The following is an 18,992-nucleotide window of genomic DNA, read 5'->3' as shown; positions in this document are numbered from 1 at the left end:
ATCTAAAATATCTTTATAAATGTTCCAATTTCTTTTATAATATAAATATATTTTGATATTTTATTTAAATATCGTCAGATGTTACATTTTATGCCCTGATATACTTTTTCATGTTATAATTTATTTGTCGCAAAGGAGATTTCCTCAATGCCTGAAATAACACGTTTTTATGGTATTGTCATAAAAATGTTCTTCAAGCCGAAAGAACACGAACCAAGCCACATACATGCTTTGTATGGTGAATACATGGGAGAATTTAACATTTCTACCTTGGAGATGATTCAAGGAGACCTTCCTCCGAAGGCACAGGAACTGGTAAAAGAATGGCTACATATATATAAAGATGAGCTACAGAAGATGTGGGATAAGCAAACCATACATAAGTTGCCACCATTAAAATAGGGAGGTGCCAATATTGATTCCTCGTATAAAACACATTGAGCCTCGTGATAATTTCACCCTATATATTATCTTTGATGATAATAAAAGCGTTATTTATGATGTAAAGGATGACATCAATACTATCCCATCATATCATAACCTCATGACAGAACAGGGGTTGTTTAAAAATGTCCAATTGGACGAAAGTCGCACCTGTGTTTTTTGGAACGATGAAATTGACCTTCCTAGTGATATCTTATATGAATACGGTACGCCGTACTAAACACCTATCACCAAACCATAGTAAATGGAGGAACTGGTTATGAGTGATGCTGCAATCAAAAATGCTGTAAATGATTCCGGTATCTTTATGCAGAATATTGAAGAACGCCTCAAATATATAAATCGACATATCGAAAAAATCACCCAGTACACCAGCCTCACTGAGGCGGAAATTCATGAACTAGCTAAAGAAATGTAATCGCCATCAAAAAAATTACCCCGCTAGGGACTGTGCAGCCTTGGCGGGGATTTTTTCTTTATTCACTTATCACTATTATTATTTTCTTGTATAGCAGCATCACCTGTTGGTTCAATTTCATGTTTATCTCTGTCACCTTCAGGATTTTTCTTCTTCTTTACGATATAATAAATTACTCCACCTATCGCCAAAACATCTGGTAAATATGGACAATTCTTCTCTAGCCATGTCAGAGGATACACTATAATACTTACAATAATCAATGAAACTAAACAAGCTCCAATAAGTGTTCCGTACCAACTCTTCCACACAGCACCATTACCACCGTATATATAAATAAACTTGCTTCGCCACCATATAGTAATGCCAACAGTAAGAGCTATCCACAATATAAATGTTCCACCAAGTAACAATTTAGTGATTATAGTATATATCCTCCAATATAGTATAGAAATTTTGAGAACAATCAAGGTAATAAAATGCTATTAAAATTTTCCCCATTCTTTTAAAATCTTCTTTATGGTTTCATTTTCATCAGCAATGATAGGCGCCAGTTCACTTCCTTTCTTCATTCTCTCGTCATTTTTCTTACCTCGATTATATAGAGCTTCAATCTGTTTATCAGTCAACTTTATATCTTTGTCACTAAACTGATCTCTCCATTCCCACGCCAATAAAACTTCATATGGTATCATGTCATTATCCACGTACTTATTTTTTATATACATTTCTAGATAATATGATGGCTCTGAATCATTGTTATTAACAGAAACGGACGGATCCTTATTCCAACCATCTTGTTTGTCAGGATGAAATGGTACTATTACGTTCAATTCTTTGCCTAAAACATTTATTTTACCTTTCACTACAACAATGCCTTGTTTTTGTTGGTTATAATAATCTTTAGTGAATTCCCACTTGCAATCTTCAAAAGCTTTTTCATATAGTTCTTCCCGCGTAGCCTTTATTGCTTCACCATTTTTTCGTAGTGTAATTTCACGGTCCTGCGCAACCTCTATCTCATCATCTCCTTCTGCACCACAACCTACCACACACATTAATAACAATATGCTCATAATAACCAATAATATTTTTTTCATCAAATTAGCCATAATTTAGTCCCTCCATTTTTCAAGTAACATTATTTTCACAACTACTTTATAACATCAGGTCAAATCACATTAATGCAACACCACCTCATTACCAACCGTTCAATCTCATCTCCAACACATCGGTAACTCTGTCAGCACTACTATACTCAGAGTATCGCCATAGGAATCCCCCAAATGTGTTAAGTCAAAGCTACTGCAACAAACTCAAAACTGCACTACTATTCTGATTCGCATTAGCAAGCATAGCCTGTGAGGCCTGAGTCAAAATATTATTCTTGATGTAGTCAGACATCTCCTTAGCCATATCTGAATCACAGATTATACTTTCAGCATTGGTAACATTTTCTTCAGCGGTAGTATTATTGTCTATGGTGTATTGCAATTTCGTTTGATATGCTCCCATGCGAGTAATTTCATTTAAGGCATAGTCCAATGCTTCATCTAATTTTCCCAGTGCTTCCAAGGCCTTTTCTCTAGGATCTATTGCCACATTTTGAAGGCCCATGGCCTTAGTACGCATATCGTTTATATACACCCGCAAATGCTGACTTGACTTAGGTCCATAGTGAATAATCAATGGATTTCCTTCAAAGTAGTGGCCCTTACGAATATCTTCAGGCGGATCTGTTGGTCCCGGCGGATTAGTTGGATCCGTAGGGTCCGTTGGATCTATTGGATCCGTAGGGTCCGTTGGATCAGCCGTACCTTGCAATTTACCTATGGTACCACTCATGCCCAAAACGCCATTATTTATTACCATTCGACCTAGTCCATCAGGTGATGAATTTTTCATTTTTAATACATACGAATTTCCATATTTCACTACTGACATTCCACCTTGCCAAGGCAATGTACGGGCTATATCATTAGCCCTTGAATCTTCAAATCCACCAACATACGCATCCATGAACACCACATCCGGCCATGATTCCTGGGCTTTTTTCAATCCTGACAGTAGCGCTTCTCCCATATCTTTTGCCGAGTTAGCACCTTTAATCCCTATAATATATGCACTTCTCCGTAGCGATTTTCCTGATTCTACATCTCCAATAGGACTTGTAGTCTGCGGTTTATCTGACAACAATACACCTTCACCCATATCTAAAGTTGCATCAAATATAATACTTGTTATATAGGCCAAATAATCTTTACCATCTGAGCTTTTTTTTGTTATGGAAAAACCTTGACCATGAAAATCATTGGGAAAATTAGTTTTTTTGCCGTTAAGCTTTGCATTATTAAAATCGATTTCTACGCTCGTATATCTATTTTCTAAATCCCCATCCTCAATATGCAACCCACTATTATTCGCTTCAACTACCCTGCGACCAGATCCAGGCTCTTTTGTTACTATTCCAGAATATCTTTCCGCATTGCCAACAGTTGTAGTAGTAGTTACTTCCGTTCCCACTGCTGGAAGGGTAGTATATTGTTTATTCTGTACAATATGTGGCTTATCTGGATATGGATATTCCTTCTCTGTAGTTGAATAAACATTATATTTACCATTTGAAATTTTCGTAATATATTTGTAATAAACTGGCGAATAACCTTCTATTCCACCATATCCAGTCCCCTTATTCAGCCCCGCAGCCTCAGGAAATAATCCCGTAATTTCATTTTCCTTATACTTATTTGCTGAACCATCAAACACTAAATTGGTAACTTCCCCTTCAATGATAGGTGACGAGTTTTTTGTAGCATTTCCTAACAGGAATTTTGACGTGGTAAGCTGCGTTTTCCCCAATGCAAAAGCAGAATACAAAGTATTGTTGCTCTTATGCACTGCCATTAATGTATTTGCCAGAAACTTTCCATTTTCTGAGTCTATATCATCATATTCCTTATACCAATACCTACCATCCATTAAAATCTTGCCATTATAATTTGTGGTTGATGCAATACTATCGATACTTTCAATACGCGAAGCAAATTCTCTTTGCAATATTGCCCGATCCGCATCACAATTATGATCATTAGCTGAATTGATTGCCATGGCCTTCATATCACGCAATTCGTCTACAATATTCTGCATACCACCTTCGGCAATCCTTATTAAGTTTATTCCTTTCTCAGCATTGTCAATATCCTGTCCCAAGGAACGGATCATCACCTGCATTTTCTTAGACACAGCATACTCAGCAGCCCCGTCCCCTGCACTATTTAAACGCATACCACTGGATACTTTTTTCAATGTTTTTGATAGGGCATTGTTGTTTTTGTTTGTCTCTCCTAAAGCTAACATAGCGGATGAATTATTCATTATTGTAAATGCCATATTCTCACCTCATTCCCCAATCTTTTTATCCCACATAGCCTTCTCGAATCCATTGAATTCCAGCAGCAGGGACACATCCATCTCCAGGGCGTCGGCGATGTCCTTTAGCATCACTACGCTCAGATTGTCGTTGTAGTTTCCGCTTTCCACCTTGGATATGGTTGATTGGGTCGTATGCATTTTGTCTGCCAATTCTGTTTGGCTGAGGCCTACCAAGGTTCTGTAATAGGCAATCTTGGCACCAATTTGACGTAATATTATCTTCGTATCACTACTCATTATCCTTCTCCGATTAAATTATTTCCTCATAAGAGTGAATATTCGACATATACAGCTTTATACCTATCTATTTAGTATGCTTTATATGATATATATTGTCATAAATATGAATATCTATTAAAAGCAGACAAAAAAATAGCTTTCTACTACTATAAAAAGTAGCATGAAAGCTATTTTTCGTGGTGCCCCCAAAGGACACATTTTTTCCCTATTGTATATCTTCCCAAACTTTGTATCCTTTGTCGTTTAAAAAGTCCAGTTCGATTTGTTTTGCCCAGCCACCAAATTTAGTATTTTCAGGCCAACGTGGCTGTATATGTATCTTGGGACCGTAATAATTGCGTACATTATCTATTTTCATGCCGCCCAAATCAATTCTGAGAGTTTCACTGCCACCAGGAGGTATATCAGACATCTCCCGCACCTCACGGCTTACTATATGATTTCCGTCCCAATCACTTCGGGTATAAGTAATATCAAAGGTTGGATGGTTCCAAGGTCCATTCCACTCACTATTTTTAATGACTACATCAATATACCAGTCGGCCGGCAAATACACGGTATATCCTCCAGTGAGCTTGTCCTGGTTTTCCCGTGGCCAGTATCTATATACATCAGAGGAAACATAATAAACGCCCGAAGTTCCACCAGATAAGCCATTTCCATGACCCACTGTTTCCATGCTAATACCATTGCCCTGAAAATCCTTACCAGCCTTTACAGTGTCACTATTGGGATTATATGACGGCTGCCCCTCCCATGATTGCGGAGATTCTGTCTGATTTTGAGTATTAGGCGTTTTCGGTGCTTCCAGCTTTTCCGGCGAGTCAGGCAACGACGGCAGTTCTATCAGCTTCTCAATCTGCTGTTTTAGAGGATTTCCCACAGAATCTGGTGCTTTACGACCAGAAATTAGTAAAATTATTGCCAATAGCATCAGCAGTAGTGTTACTACCACAATTGGCATTGCTATTTTAAATCCCCTTCTTAACTTTATTGCATGAATAACCTCTTCCACACTTTGATAACGCATGGCTGGATCCAGGGCACGGCATTTTCTGATAACTGGCCGTAAATATCCCTGGTAGTCTTCACCCAAAAGCTCGTCCACCGTCACGCCCAGTGAATAAATATCGCTCCGCCTGTCCGTCTGACTGTATCCATACTGCTCCGGCGGTGCATATCCCCTTGTCCCCAGCAATACTGTATCCTGATCCTCCACCTTGGTATTACGTAACCTTGCCACATCAAAATCTATCAGCTTAAAGCCGCCACTAGATTGGCGTATTACATTGCTTGGCTTAATGTCCCTATGTACTATTCCCAACTTGTGTAAATGACTTAGCCCATAACAAAAATCCAGAAAAAATTGCTGTGCCTCAGCTTCTGATAAATGCCCACCATTTTTGAGATATTCCTGCATGGATTGTCCACCGATATACTCCTCCACCATAATAGTACGCTGCTGAGCTTCGTCCTCTACAAAATATAATATATTGGGCCACAGTGAATTTGGATTGTCACGGAGTAGATTAGCCGGAACTCCCAGGTGATTAATGATACGCATAATTGCAGGTGTATCATCTGGCTGTGTTACCAGCCAAACCTCACCTTTACTGGAGCTTCTGAGTAATTTTATTTTTCGATATTGTTCCTGCAAAAAATCCATAGTGCATTTGTGCAAGGATGGTACACCTACCTTGTTAAATACTCTTACCCCATAATATAATATAATCGTCAAAATTTACAAGCTATCAATGAGAAAGGAATCCATTATGAAAGAAATAGATACCAGGGAATTGGAAAATCAAATTTCTGTCTCAAAGGATATTGAATCCGTTAATAATATTTCAAATATAATTCCTGACTTTTCAGTAAGTCAATATCTGGAAGAATTACTTAATATCCACAGAATAGATGCTAAGGATGTAATTAAAGCAGCAAATCTGGAACGTACCTACGGCTATAAAATATTCTCCGGGGACAAAAATCCCGGCCGCCCAAAGCTATTGGCCATTGCTGTGGCTATGCAGCTTTCCCACGAAGAAGTACAACGCTTATTGTATTATGCCAAAGAAGAAAAGCTCTATGTAAAAAATTCCTGGGACAGGGTTATTTGGTATGGTCTGGAAAAGCATCTTAGCGTATCTGATATAAATATAATACTCCATGATTTGGGACTTACACCATTGCTTAAATAAAAGAAATTAATTAAGAATTTATATCTATGATTATTAGTTATTTATATTATTTTGCCAAATGTTATACTAAATATTCTTAATAAGTATAGCTTCTCCTGATTATTTTCCATATATCCCTTGTATTCTGGGACAATAGTGCTATAATAAGTTTCGCAGGTAATATTATTTACCATAGTAATTATATTTTTTAGGAGGGTTGCTAATATGAGGAGAAAAAATTCTGTTGTTCCTCAAGAGCAGCAGCTACATATAGGTCACGGTCTGAAGGCCCACATGTATGTAAGCATTGAAAATACACAGGAGGAGAAATTGTTTTTGGAATATTTCCTTAAGGACGACATTGTGCAGAATTGCTACAGCAATTATAGCTCGGGCTATGATTATATGTTGTCCCTTAATCCCCAAAACACAAATATCCTTGATAGCTTCTTCACACAAATGAAGCTGATGTTGCCAAGTCTAAAGGCCACTACCATGGTTTACGGGGGAAAACAGTTAAAGTAAGAAGTTTTACTATTTTTTATTTTATAGGGGATTAATAAAAGCAAAACGACAGCAGAAGGGGATCTCTGCTGTCGTTTTTATTATGCCATTTGATTATTTACTGCCTTCCCCTTCCTCCCTGGTCTGCTGTACAGTCACAATAGGGAATGGGATTTCGATGCCTTCCTCCCGAAAACGTTTGGTCAGGGCCTTAATAAATTCATGCTTCATGCGGTACTGATGGGTAAAGGCCTTACAGTTAAGGGTTACACTAAATTCTATGGCACTGTCACCAAAGGTATGAAAGAATATTCCCGGGTCGGCTGTTGTCACTGATTCATCCTCTGCAATCTTACCTTTGGATACCAGGATATCCTTTGTTACATCATCCTGAATCTTCTGGGCCACCTCCAGCACCACCTGCTCCACCTTATCCAGATCACTGTCATAGGCCACGCCGCACTGCAGCTTAACCTTGATGTCCTGAGCTGGCACGCTGTAATTGGTTAGTACAGCAGAGGCGATTTGCTTATTGGGAACCACAATAGTATTTCCCTCAAGGTTTTCAATGGTGGTATACCGCCAGGCAATATCCACGATACGCCCCTCCTGTCCACTACTGAGGCGAACAAAATCATTGTTACGAATCTGGGGAGCAAAAATCATGGTAAAGCCGGCAAAGACACTGGCAAGGGTTTCCTGCATACCAAGGGCCACAGCCATACCGCCAACACCCATGGCAGTAATAAAAGGTGTAATTGAAATATCACATTCTGCCAGGATGATGATAAACCCCATAAAATAAATACTCCAGCTTACCATATCAGTAAGCAATGAAGTTTCAGAGAGGTTTTCATGTCTGGCAACTATTATATTGTTGAGAATGGCAGTGGCGGTGCGAGATATAACCTGCATCACCGTAATTATTAGAATAACGAAGAAAACATAGGTCAGCAGATGCTCTACTGGTTCAGGCAGACTCATCATTCGAGTAACGAAGCTCAGATACAGTGAAACTACTATAAGGACAGGGGCCCCCTTCAACCCACGAACCAAAGCGGTCTTCCAGGTCATCTTCTGCAATATAGGATGGGAGTCTATTTGATTGCTCACATATCTATTGCAACACCAGCCCACAAATATGGCCATCACAAGACCTATCACCGGTGGCAAAAATGAAAATAATATTTCCTGGGGATTAAGTGACTCCACATAATCCCAGAATAAATGTATATCAAAGTCTGTAAAATCAAACATATATTACCTCCTACCCAGGTCACATCGTTCATTTTCTTTCAATAACATTTTCTCCGATTCTTTATCGGAATCGGAATATGTATCCTTACCCATAAAATTATAACCTAATTATTGGAAATTTTCCTGTAAAAAGAGAAAATTGCAGGTTACGACGGAAAAATGTAGAATTAAGGTAGGATAAAGAGTATTTTTCGATTGGGGGTTTTATTATGATATTCAAACGAATATTTCTCATAGTATTGGACAGCTTTGGCATTGGTGCTGAGCCTGATGCCCATGAATTTGGTGATGCAGACACCGTAAATACCCTAAAGAGCGTTATGACCTCAGATAAATTGAATATTCCCAACATGAAAAAGCTGGGACTTTTCAACATTGATGGGGTGGAAGCTAAAGATAAGGAGCCAAATCCGGATGCTTCCTTCGCCAGATTGCAGGAGGCATCAAAGGGTAAGGATACCACCATTGGTCACTGGGAAATTGCCGGTATTGTTTCCGATACGCCCCTCCCTACATACCCTGACGGCTTCCCAAAGGATGTCATCGAAAAGCTGGAGGCTGCCTTTGGACGTAAGGTTATCTGCAACAAGCCATATTCCGGCACCCAGGTAATTCACGATTACGGCAAGGAGCACATGGAAACTGGTGCCCTTATCGTATACACTTCAGCGGACAGCGTATTGCAGATCGCCGCCCATGAGAATATAGTACCTGTAGAGAAGCTTTATGAATATTGCAAAGAAGCACGGAAAATAATGAACGGTGAACATTCAGTGGGACGCATCATTGCCCGCCCATTTATTGGGGAATTCCCGAATTTTGAGCGTACCCCTAGACGCCATGACTATTCCATGGAACCACCTGGAGATACCATTCTGGATCTCCTGAAGGTGGCAGGAAATTCCGTGGTAAGTATTGGCAAAATCAATGATATATTTGCAGGACGGGGTATCAGCCGCCATGTAGCCATTACCAGTAATGAGGATGGCATGGAAAAGGCCATTGCTGAGCTTGCCAAAAATTATTACGGACTTTGCTTTATAAATCTGGTGGATTTTGATATGAAATACGGTCACCGCCGGGATGTGGATGGCTATGCTGCTGCCCTCACACGTTTCGATGAGCAGCTGGGAGAATTCCTTCCTAATATGAAGCGTGGAGACGTGCTGATTATTACCGCCGATCATGGCTGTGACCCTAGAGGTGCCGGCACAGACCACACCAGAGAATATGTACCAATGATAATTTACGGTGAAGGAATAAAGAAGGGTGTTGATTTGGGAACCAGACACAGCTTTGCTGATATTGCCGCCACCATTTCAAAAATTATGCGTATTCCGTATGCTACAAAGGGACAGAGCTTCTGGGATGAGGTAAAAGAGTAATGCCTATGCTTATTTATACTCTTTTAACATACTAAAGATTTCTACTTACTAACTTATCCCCAAAATTTCATATACATGTGTTGTATATACAATAAGAAGGCCGACTTTTATTAGCGGTCTTCTTTCATTTTCTGCATATTTATGCAATATACTCACATATACTAATATACGGTTGTGGATAAGGTAAACCACAAGATGTAGTGTTTCAGTTTGACACCAGACACTATATATTGTAAAATCGTTTGTAGATTATAGAGGGGGGACAGGTAAGTTTACATGGCAAGTTATATACAGAATATACGAAAACGCAATGGGGACATTGTCCCATTTATTTCGCAAAAGATTACGGATGCCATCAGAAAGGCTAATCTGGAATCCATTGATGATACCTTTACAGCAACGGAGCTGGAGCGCCTCACCAACGAGGTAACAGAGGCCATATCCGCCCAGGATATTCCTACTGTAGAATTTATTCAGGACGCTGTGGAAAAGGTACTGATCCGCAACAATTTTGCCAGCACCGCCAAGGCATATATCATCTATAGGGCAGAGCACACCAAAATTCGTGAGGCTCAGGGAAACCTTATGGATATATACAACGAGCTGACCTTTAAAAAATCAGCTGATGCCGATATCAAGCGGGAAAACGCCAATATTGACGCGGACACTGCCATGGGAACCATGCTGAAATATGGTTCCGAGGGGTCAAAATATTATATTGATAACTACATCCTGCCAAAGGATATTGCCGCTGCCCATATTGACGGCGACATTCATATCCATGACAAGGATTTTTACATGCTCACCGAGACCTGCTGTCAGATTGACCTGCTTAAATTATTTAAGGATGGTTTTTCCACAGGCCATGGCTATCTGAGGGAGCCAAACGGCATTCGCTCCTATGCGGCTCTTGGCTGTATTGCTATTCAGGCTAATCAAAATGAAATGCACGGTGGACAGTCTATTCCAAACTTTGATTATGCCATGGCACCTGGTGTGGCAAAAACCTTTGCCAAGGAGTATTTCAAGGCTCTGGCTGCCTTCTTCATAGCAGTTCTCAGCATGAATTCCAATGATGCAAAGCTCTTGTCCAAGGAAATTCGGCGTTGTATCCCTATGGATATCCGCCTTGGGAATACCGATGAGTACCTGCAGCGTCTTGTTGACTTCCTGCCATATCATCAGCAGAGTCACAATTATCAGGCCATTTCACCAAATCAGACAGAGCGTGCCCATAATTACGCAGTGGCTACTGCAGTGGATGCCACTGAGGATGCCACATATCAGGCTATGGAGGCATTTATCCATAACCTCAACACCATGAATTCCCGTGCCGGTGCCCAGGTGCCTTTCAGCTCCATTAACTATGGTACTGACACCTCCCCTGAGGCCCGCATGGTTATCAGAAATCTTTTAAAGGCCACCACCGCAGGGCTGGGCAATGGTGAAACACCTATCTTCCCGGTTCAGATTTTCAAGGTTAAAGAGGGTATTAACTACAACAGGCACGATCCTAACTTCGACTTGTTCCAGCAGGCCATCCGCACCTCTGCCAAGAGGCTGTTTCCAAATTTCTCCTTTCTGGATGCACCATTTAATCTCCAGTTCTACAAGGAGGGAGATTACAACTCCGAGGTCGCCTACATGGGCTGCCGTACCAGAGTAATGGGCAATGTCCACGACAAGAACCGCCAGGTGACCTGTGGTCGAGGTAACCTCAGCTTTACCAGCATCAATTTGCCTCGTCTGGCACTTAAGTCCAAGGGCAACAAGAAGATTTTCTTCAATGAGCTGGACAGCATTATTGAACTGGTATTCCGCCAGCTTCTCCACCGCTTCAAGATTCAGTGCAGCAAGACCGTCCGCAATTATCCTTTCCTCATGGGACAGGGTGTTTGGATTGACAGTGAGAAGCTGAAAGCTGACGACAGCGTAGCCGAGGTGTTGAAGCATGGCACTCTCTCCATGGGCTTTATCGGCCTGGCTGAGACCCTTATCGCCCTTACAGGAAAGCATCACGGTGAATCCGAGGAAGCTCAGCAGCTGGGTCTTGAAATTGTGGGACACATGCGTAAGCGCATGGATGAAAAATCCCAGCAGACAGGTCTTAATTTCACCCTGCTGGCTACCCCTGCCGAGGGGCTCAGCGGTCGTTTTGTACGCATTGACCGCAAGGAATACGGTGAAATACCTGGAGTTACCGACAAGGATTATTACACCAACAGCTTCCATGTTCCTGTTTATCACAAGATTGCTGCAGCCAAGAAGCTGGAGCTGGAGGGGCCATACCACGCCCTTACCAATGCCGGCCATATCTCCTATGTGGAAATGGACGGGGATCCATCCAAGAATCTCAAAGCCTTTGAGGCTATTGTGCGGTGTATGCACGATAATGGTATTGGCTATGGCTCAGTAAACCATCCTGTTGACCGGGACCCGGTTTGCGGCTACAACGGTATAATATATGATGTTTGCCCACAGTGCGGCCGCAGTGAAGCAGCTCACAAGATGCGCCGGGTGGTACGCAGACCACAATACAATATGACAAGTAGTGCACGCGTTTAATTATTAGGTGTGATTTTATATGAAAGGAAAGTGTAAAAAAATGATAGTAAATGGAATTGATGTAACCGTAAAGGGACTGAATGATGTCAGCGAGCAGGAAATCATGAGCTACATCGACATGCTGGAGGAGGAAAATGACGAGGATCTCAGCAGCCTTACCATCTCCCCGGCTGAAGATGGCTCCGTGGCCCTTGATTACGTGTTACAGCCTGCAAAGTTTGAGCGTATCCGTCGCATCACCGGTTATCTGGTTGGTACTATTGATCGCTGGAACAATGCCAAGCGTTCCGAGGAGCATGATCGCGTAAAGCATGGCCTCAATTAAGGTTGCCGGTACTGTCAATGATTCTGTTGTAGATGGTGAAGGGTACCGTTTTACTGTCTTCACCCAGGGATGTCCCCACAACTGCATTGGCTGCCACAATCCCCAGACCCATGATTTTGACGGAGGTCATGTGGAAGATACGGATGATATACTGGGGACTATTTTGGATAATCCCCTGCTGCAGGGCGTAACCTTCAGTGGAGGTGAACCCTTCTGCCAGCCGGCACCATTGGCTGATTTGGCACGCAAGATTCATCAGCATGGGCTGGATGTCTGGTGTTACACAGGCTATACCATAGAACAGCTCCTAAAGGGAACCCCACAGCAGGTGGAACTGCTGAAGGAGCTTGATGTTCTGGTGGATGGCCCCTATCAGGAATGGAAGCGTGATATTTCCCTCAGCTTCCGTGGTAGCAGCAATCAACGGGTTATTGATGTACAGAAAACATTAAAAGGAAACGGCATCGTGCTGTATGATGTTTAATAATAATTTGGCGGGGAGCCTTTTCCCCGCTTTTTTGTTTCCACTTTTTTCCACTGTCCCTCTTCCCCTTTTTCCTGCAACTTTTGTTGACTGCGTTGACACCTTTTTTTCCAGATGCTACACTTTAATACAAATCATGCAATTATATAAGGAGAAACGTACATGGCAGAAGAAGTAAAAGTAAATACTATAGAGGAAATTCTGGAAAATACCACCATCGCTGATGTTTATAAGGCTGCAAAGCAGCTGGACGGTGTGGCAAAGAAAACAAATCTCATTGAGAGCCCTTTTTTCTCTGATCTTTGTGGCAACAACGTTTATCTGAAGCCGGAGAACCTGCAGAATACCGGTTCATTCAAGCTCCGTGGTGCCTACAACAAAATCAGCCAACTCAGCGATGAGGAAAAAAAGATTGGTGTAATTACTGCCTCTGCCGGTAACCATGCCCAGGGGGTGGCCTTTGCTGCCCAGCAGCTGGGGGTTAATGCCGTTATCTGTATGCCTGCCACCACTCCACTTTTAAAGGTGGAGGCCACCAAGGCCATGGGAGCTGAGGTTGTGCTGTATGGTGACAGCTTCGATGATGCCTATGCAAAATCCCTGGAGCTGCAGAAAAAAAAGGGTTATGTGTACATTCACCCATTTAATGACAAGCAGGTGCTTTTGGGGCAGGGTACTACTGCCCTGGAGATTATTGACCAGCTGAAGGACGTGGATGCCATTCTGGTGCCAATCGGCGGTGGCGGCTTTGCCAGTGGCGTAGCCCTGGCCACCAAGGCTGTAAATCCTCATGTAAAGGTAATTGGCGTTGAACCTGAGGGAGCCGCCTGCATGGAAAACTCTTTTGCCCGGGGACAGGTTTCCAGCCTTTCCTTTGTGGAAACTGTGGCTGACGGCTGTGCTGTAAAGACCCCTGGTGACCTTACCTACGCCTTCTGCAAAAAATATCTGGACCAGATTATTACAGTATCAGAAATGGAAATCATGTCTGCTCTCCTTTCCCTTATTGAAAAGCATAAGCTTATTGCTGAGGGTGCCGGGGTACTTAGCCTTGCTGCCCTTAACAAGCTGCCATTCAAGGGCAAGAAGGTTGCTGCTATTATCAGCGGTGGTAATATTGACATATCCACAATTTCAGCCCTTATCGACAAGGCACTTATTGCCCGTGGCCGCGTATTCTGCTTCTCCGTGCTTCTGCCGGACAAGCCTGGTCAGCTGGTAAATGTAGCCAAAATCATAGCAGACAACAATGCCAATGTTATCAAGCTGGATCACAACCAGTCCAAGGTTACTGACAGCTTCAAGAAGGTAGAGCTGGAAATTACCGTGGAAACCAACAACCATGATCATATTCAGAAGCTCACCAAAGCCTTAAATGATGCAGGTTATGATGTTGTTAAGGTGTTCTAAAGTGTTTCTAATCTGATTTTAATCTGGATGTTCTATAAAGTTATTGTCAAGCATTTTTTAGTAATTTATCCACATTTTTTCGCAAAAGTGGATAACAATGTGGATAACTTGTGTTTTTAGTTGAATAAAATGTGACTTATCCACAGAATCCTGTTGTTAAGCAAATTACTTTTAGAAAAGTGGTGATAGCTCCATGATAACAAACTGGTTATCCCTAAAAAGGAAAGCACTGATTGCAGGTGTAGCACTGGCTACGGTATTTACCCTTAATTCCGGTATAGCTATGGCCCAAACCCTTACCATGAATTCATCCGGCCCGGAGGTGGTGGCAGTACAGCAGAAGCTGAAGGACTTAGGCTACAACATCAAGAAGGTTTCCGGTGTTTACGACAACAGCACCAAACGTGCGGTTCTGGCTTTTCAGCGGGACAACAAAATTAAGCTCAGCGGCAATGTGGACGAAAAAACCATGAAGGCCATCAACACTCTAAGGCCGGGAGCAGTGAAGACTGAAAGTCCAAAGCCTGCAGTAAAACCATCTACTGATACAAATAGCAAAACCGACAAACCGACTGCTGCTACAAAACCAAAATATGTTCCGGAAAGTCAGCCATTTTTACCAAAAAGCAAGGTAAATGGCATTATCGCCACTGCAAAGAAATATATTGGCGTAAAATATGTTTCCGGTGGCACCACCCCAAAGGGCTTTGACTGCTCCGGCTATGTCCAGTATGTTTTTAAGCAGAACGGCTTTACTGTTCCCCGTACTGCAGATGTGCAGTATAAACTGGGAAAATACGCTCCTGTCAGCAAGCTGGAGCCAGGAGATTTAGTATTCTTTCATACTGACAGCTCCGGTGGTATCAGCCATTGCGGCATCTACTTAGGTAACGGCAAATTCATCCACGCTTCCTCCAGTAAAGGGATCCGTATAGACGAGCTTTCCAACGACTATTGGAAGAAGGCCTTTACCGCTGGAAAGCACATCGTAAAGTAATTAAACAGCACTTATAAAAATTTTTACACCAAAAAATCCCCACCAACGGATACAACATCCATTGATGGGGATAATTTTTTTGCTATGAAATATTACTTATTGCTATTTGTCAAAGCTACCAGCTGGGATGCAGTTTCGGAAAGGGACGTGAGCTCCTGGGCCACATCAGAAATAGCAGCGGACTGCTGACCAACGATATCGGAGGTAGCCTCACCCTTGGCAACGGTTTCCTGAACGGACTCACCAATGCGGTCAGTGAACTCCTGAATCTTGTCTACAGTCTCACGGGAGCTGTCAGCCAGCTTACCGATTTCCTCGGATACAACGGCAAAGCCTGCACCGGCGGTACCTGCACGGGCTGCCTCGATGGAAGCATTAAGACCAAGGAGACGTGTCTGCTTGGCGATGTCGCGGATAAGGGAGGTAAACTCGTTAATCTTACCGGAAATATCAGATACATTCTGAATTTCAACATTCAGACCCTTCTGGTTGTCATTTACGTCATTGGCAGAAGCTGCAAGCTCTTCCATTGCTGCAGAGCAATGAAGAACGGTGTCATTAATGGAGCTGGCCAAAGTCTTCAGGCGATACTCCATGTAGCCAATGTTGGAAAGGGTACTAGCCATAAGGAAAAGGCAATCGGCAGCCTGCTCCAGACGAGCCTTTGGCACAATCTGAATCTTACGAACAGCCTCAACGTACTTTTCCGGGTCCACATTAATCTCCCGTGCATAATTGCGGAACTTCTCCTCATCTGGTGGAGCAGTTAAAATCTGACCACCCAAAATGGAACCAATCTGCTTGCCATTAAGAAGAATAGGCGCACCAAAATCCATGAGGCCGGCATGGCACTCATATACGGATGGACGGCCGGTTCTGGCTGCGGTCTCACCACCACGCTTGTCGCACTCCTCACAACGGCGACAGCCTTCTTTGGAATCACGGGTGAACTTCATACAAAAATCGGACCAGTCGGTAGGTCTGGTAATTGGCTTACCATCTGCATCAACAGTTACTGCTGTCATACCTACTGCACGGGCGAATGTATCCTGGAATTTCTGTAAGAAGTCCATGTCAAAAATATCCTGCACGCGAATATTCTCTAAATCTGCCATAAATAAGCACCTCTCCTTGTGAAGTTTGTTTTTAATACACGTTAAATTGATCTTTCAAAATTCGTCAAAAGATGGATAATACCATTATACCTTTAATAATTAGTTTAGACAACTAAATTATATATGGGATGCTTCAACTCCCTGACCTGTCCACTGGGGAATGAATTCCTCCCGTGCTGCCCCGGATTCCTGTACAAAGCATCTGGTAAAACCTAAATCCAGTGCAAAATCCACCACAGAATCATATTCAAAGGTGGTCAAAGGTCGTTTTAACTTTGGATGGGCAAAGGCCCTATAGGCTGGGGTATACTGATTCATTATGCTCACCATAATGCTGTCACCAAACTCTTCCCACAACCATTTCAACAAAGTCATACTGTCCTTTCGGGCTCCAGGTAAAACCATATGCCGTACCAGCACCCCCTTTTGGAGTATACCGCCCTTTTCAACAGCAGCTCCTGTCAGCTGAACCATTTTTCTGATGGCCTTACTGGCCACCCGAAAATAATCCGGTGCTTTGGAATACTCACCGGCCAAATCTTGCGAATAATATTTTAAATCCGGTAAAAATACGTCCACCATATCCCCAAGTAAATCCAAAGTGGAGATATTTTCATATCCACTTGAATTATACACCACGGGCAGTGAAAAACCCTTCTTTTTTGCAAAAAATAATCCTCTAATTATTTGAGGAACGTAATGAGTAGGTGTAACCAAATCGAGTGTTGCCGCCCCCCGCAGCTGTTGCTCACAGAAAATTTCCCCCAAGCGCTCATCAGAAACCTCAATCCCCTTATGCCCGTGACTGATCTCGTGGTTCTGACAAAACATACAGCGAAGGTTACAGCCGGAAAAGAACACCGTTCCGGCTCCCTTTTCTCCGGCAATTACCGGCTCCTCCCATGGGTGAAGGCTCACCAAAGCCACCTTGGCCTTGAGGCCACCTCCACATAATCCCGTGCCCTTTACGCGATCAGCGTGGCAAAGTCGGGGACACAGGGTACAGTCTGTCAACAATGCCTCTGGGCCCTTATCGAAAGTGTCGCTCATTTCTTTGCCTCCATCAGACTCTCATCCAATATATTGCCGTATTTTGGCAACCACCAGGAAATAGAGCGAACCGTATCACAATATATCTGCATTTCCAGCTCATCCATTGGCTCTGCTCCCCCGTTGGCATTAATCGGAATTGGCTGAAGAGGATAAATATCCGCCTCACCGTAGTAATCCCTTGTGAACCACACGGCATAATTAACCCCCATGGTATTATGGCGTGTAAGGCTGGAGCCTATGGACATATACTTAAAGCCCTTAGGGGCTATCATTTCCAGAATAGTCGGAGCAATGTCTATCTGACTTCCCGCCGCCTTTGGAATCATAAGATTTGGGGTTACCCCCTTGCCGGTAATGATAAACGGCACGCCATAGCGCTCATAAATGTTAGGTGTCTTATCGATGTTATACCGCTCAGCATGATCACCCACCACCAAAACCAGACTGGCAGGATACTTTTCCTTGACAGTTTTGATAAATTTTGCCATTTCCCGGTCCGCATACCAGAAATGACCCAGTTGATTTACCAGCTCAGTATCACCCTTGGCCTCCTCCGGCAGACCATCAATAACCTTCTGGGGCTCAAAGCCTTTGGATGACAGATCCACGTTAAACGGGGAATGGTTGGAAACATTAAGAATCACATTGAAACTGTCCTTTGCAGGGTCAACCCCTTCCAGCACCGCCTGATAAAGGTATTCGTCATCCACGCCCCATACACTGCCAGTAGCATCCTGAGGCATACTGCCCCTGCCATGGAAGTGGTCAAAGCCCTGGGCCAACACAAAGGGTTCTATCCGTTCCCAGGTGGCTGGTCCGGCGTACCACATGGTGGTATCATAGCCCAGCGCCTTCATCTGTGGCGCAATGGAGGTTGGATAAGGAGCCCCAAAGGACTCTGGCATGGTGGTAAGATACAGATTGGCATCAGCCAAGCCCGTCACAATGCCGGTTACAGCAGAAACGGTACTGCCCCCATTGGGCAAAAATGTCGGACAATAGGCTGTGTCCTGTTCCTCGATAACAGACCTCATACCATCGGCTATATGAAGATTCTTGTATTTATCCAGCAGAGGCCAGTTGGCGTAGCTTTCAGAAACTATTAAAAAGATATGCTTTGGCTTTTCAATCTGGGGCCCCTGGGCACTTCTCGTGATATAATCCTCCAGGTTGTTGCTGTCCGGGT

20 protein-coding genes are annotated in these 18,992 nt (G+C 42.9%); 11 read left to right on the top strand and 9 right to left on the bottom strand.

What is annotated here, in order from left to right; all coding sequences use genetic code 11:
• The first annotated feature begins 147 nt into the window (after positions 1–147).
• From ACKI5G_RS02280 to ACKI5G_RS02270, 3 genes are read left to right on the top strand one after another with little or no spacing between them, the layout of a single operon-like run.
• Positions 148–402, top strand: a complete 255-nt coding sequence (locus ACKI5G_RS02280) for a DUF4160 domain-containing protein (protein WP_407397255.1) — start codon at positions 148–150, stop codon at positions 400–402.
• A 13-nt stretch (positions 403–415) separates the two neighbouring features.
• Positions 416–664 (top strand): DUF2442 domain-containing protein, encoded by a 249-nt coding sequence (locus ACKI5G_RS02275; protein WP_407397253.1) that lies wholly within the window; start codon positions 416–418, stop codon positions 662–664.
• Positions 665–703: 39 nt separating this feature from the next.
• Positions 704–862, top strand: a complete 159-nt coding sequence (locus ACKI5G_RS02270) for a hypothetical protein (protein WP_407397251.1) — start codon at positions 704–706, stop codon at positions 860–862.
• A gap of 62 nt (positions 863–924) precedes the next feature.
• Here the strand turns inward: ACKI5G_RS02270 and ACKI5G_RS02265 are convergent, their stop codons facing one another.
• From ACKI5G_RS02265 to ACKI5G_RS02245, 5 genes are all read right to left on the bottom strand, one after another.
• On the bottom strand, positions 925–1,251 hold the full coding sequence (locus tag ACKI5G_RS02265) for a hypothetical protein (RefSeq protein WP_407397249.1): 327 nt from the start codon (positions 1,249–1,251) through the stop codon (positions 925–927).
• A 96-nt stretch (positions 1,252–1,347) separates the two neighbouring features.
• Positions 1,348–1,974: a hypothetical protein gene (locus ACKI5G_RS02260; protein WP_407397247.1), complete on the bottom strand. Its 627-nt coding sequence runs from the start codon at positions 1,972–1,974 to the stop codon at positions 1,348–1,350.
• Between the two features lie 190 nt (positions 1,975–2,164).
• Positions 2,165–4,252 carry a flagellin gene (locus ACKI5G_RS02255; RefSeq protein ID WP_407397245.1) on the bottom strand — a complete coding sequence of 696 codons (2,088 nt, stop codon included), beginning with the start codon at positions 4,250–4,252 and terminating at the stop codon, positions 2,165–2,167.
• Between the two features lie 9 nt (positions 4,253–4,261).
• Positions 4,262–4,531 (bottom strand): helix-turn-helix domain-containing protein, encoded by a 270-nt coding sequence (locus ACKI5G_RS02250; protein ID WP_407397243.1) that lies wholly within the window; start codon positions 4,529–4,531, stop codon positions 4,262–4,264.
• A gap of 208 nt (positions 4,532–4,739) precedes the next feature.
• Positions 4,740–6,272 carry a serine/threonine protein kinase gene (locus tag ACKI5G_RS02245; protein WP_407397241.1) on the bottom strand — a complete coding sequence of 511 codons (1,533 nt, stop codon included), beginning with the start codon at positions 6,270–6,272 and terminating at the stop codon, positions 4,740–4,742.
• 34 nt (positions 6,273–6,306) lie between these two features.
• Here ACKI5G_RS02245 and ACKI5G_RS02240 point away from each other — a divergent pair, with 34 nt between their 5' ends.
• Positions 6,307–6,732 (top strand): hypothetical protein, encoded by a 426-nt coding sequence (locus tag ACKI5G_RS02240; protein ID WP_407397239.1) that lies wholly within the window; start codon positions 6,307–6,309, stop codon positions 6,730–6,732.
• 204 nt (positions 6,733–6,936) lie between these two features.
• Positions 6,937–7,236 (top strand): hypothetical protein, encoded by a 300-nt coding sequence (locus ACKI5G_RS02235; RefSeq protein ID WP_407397237.1) that lies wholly within the window; start codon positions 6,937–6,939, stop codon positions 7,234–7,236.
• Positions 7,237–7,329: 93 nt separating this feature from the next.
• On the opposite strand, the gene ACKI5G_RS02230 is transcribed toward ACKI5G_RS02235, so the two are convergent.
• Complete coding sequence (locus ACKI5G_RS02230) at positions 7,330–8,472, bottom strand: mechanosensitive ion channel family protein (RefSeq protein WP_407397235.1); 1,143 nt, start codon at positions 8,470–8,472, stop codon at positions 7,330–7,332.
• A 209-nt stretch (positions 8,473–8,681) separates the two neighbouring features.
• Here ACKI5G_RS02230 and ACKI5G_RS02225 point away from each other — a divergent pair, with 209 nt between their 5' ends.
• The 6 genes from ACKI5G_RS02225 to ACKI5G_RS02200 all read left to right on the top strand — a co-directional run bounded on the left by ACKI5G_RS02225 (position 8,682) and on the right by ACKI5G_RS02200 (position 15,638).
• The gene (locus tag ACKI5G_RS02225) at positions 8,682–9,857 is read left to right on the top strand and encodes a phosphopentomutase (RefSeq protein WP_407397233.1); all 1,176 of its coding nucleotides are present in this window, start codon (positions 8,682–8,684) and stop codon (positions 9,855–9,857) included.
• A 276-nt stretch (positions 9,858–10,133) separates the two neighbouring features.
• Entirely contained in the window at positions 10,134–12,422 is a 2,289-nt protein-coding gene (locus ACKI5G_RS02220; protein WP_407397231.1) for an anaerobic ribonucleoside triphosphate reductase, read from the top strand.
• A gap of 40 nt (positions 12,423–12,462) precedes the next feature.
• Entirely contained in the window at positions 12,463–12,747 is a 285-nt protein-coding gene (gene nrdD, locus ACKI5G_RS02215; RefSeq protein WP_407397257.1) for an anaerobic ribonucleoside-triphosphate reductase, read from the top strand.
• Positions 12,734–13,231 (top strand): anaerobic ribonucleoside-triphosphate reductase activating protein, encoded by a 498-nt coding sequence (gene nrdG, locus ACKI5G_RS02210; protein WP_407397229.1) that lies wholly within the window; start codon positions 12,734–12,736, stop codon positions 13,229–13,231. The genes nrdD and nrdG overlap by 14 nt, the downstream gene beginning before the upstream one ends.
• Positions 13,232–13,393: 162 nt before the next feature.
• Positions 13,394–14,641, top strand: coding sequence for a threonine ammonia-lyase (ilvA, locus tag ACKI5G_RS02205; protein ID WP_407397227.1), 1,248 nt, complete (start codon positions 13,394–13,396; stop codon positions 14,639–14,641).
• A 193-nt stretch (positions 14,642–14,834) separates the two neighbouring features.
• On the top strand, positions 14,835–15,638 hold the full coding sequence (locus tag ACKI5G_RS02200; protein WP_407397225.1) for an NlpC/P60 family protein: 804 nt from the start codon (positions 14,835–14,837) through the stop codon (positions 15,636–15,638).
• A gap of 92 nt (positions 15,639–15,730) precedes the next feature.
• On the opposite strand, the gene ACKI5G_RS02195 is transcribed toward ACKI5G_RS02200, so the two are convergent.
• From ACKI5G_RS02195 to ACKI5G_RS02185, 3 genes are all read right to left on the bottom strand, one after another.
• The gene (locus ACKI5G_RS02195) at positions 15,731–16,753 is read right to left on the bottom strand and encodes a PocR ligand-binding domain-containing protein (protein WP_407397223.1); all 1,023 of its coding nucleotides are present in this window, start codon (positions 16,751–16,753) and stop codon (positions 15,731–15,733) included.
• A gap of 117 nt (positions 16,754–16,870) precedes the next feature.
• Positions 16,871–17,803 carry a radical SAM protein gene (locus tag ACKI5G_RS02190; protein ID WP_407397221.1) on the bottom strand — a complete coding sequence of 311 codons (933 nt, stop codon included), beginning with the start codon at positions 17,801–17,803 and terminating at the stop codon, positions 16,871–16,873.
• On the bottom strand, positions 17,800–18,992 hold a 1,193-nt coding region (locus ACKI5G_RS02185; protein WP_407397219.1), incomplete at its 5' end, for an LTA synthase family protein. The genes ACKI5G_RS02190 and ACKI5G_RS02185, both read right to left, overlap by 4 nt.

It is taken from the genome of Anaerovibrio sp., from assembly GCF_045637405.1.
Classification (GTDB): Bacteria; Bacillota; Negativicutes; order Selenomonadales; family Selenomonadaceae; genus Anaerovibrio.
This window is presented reverse-complemented; position numbering and strand designations above follow the sequence as displayed.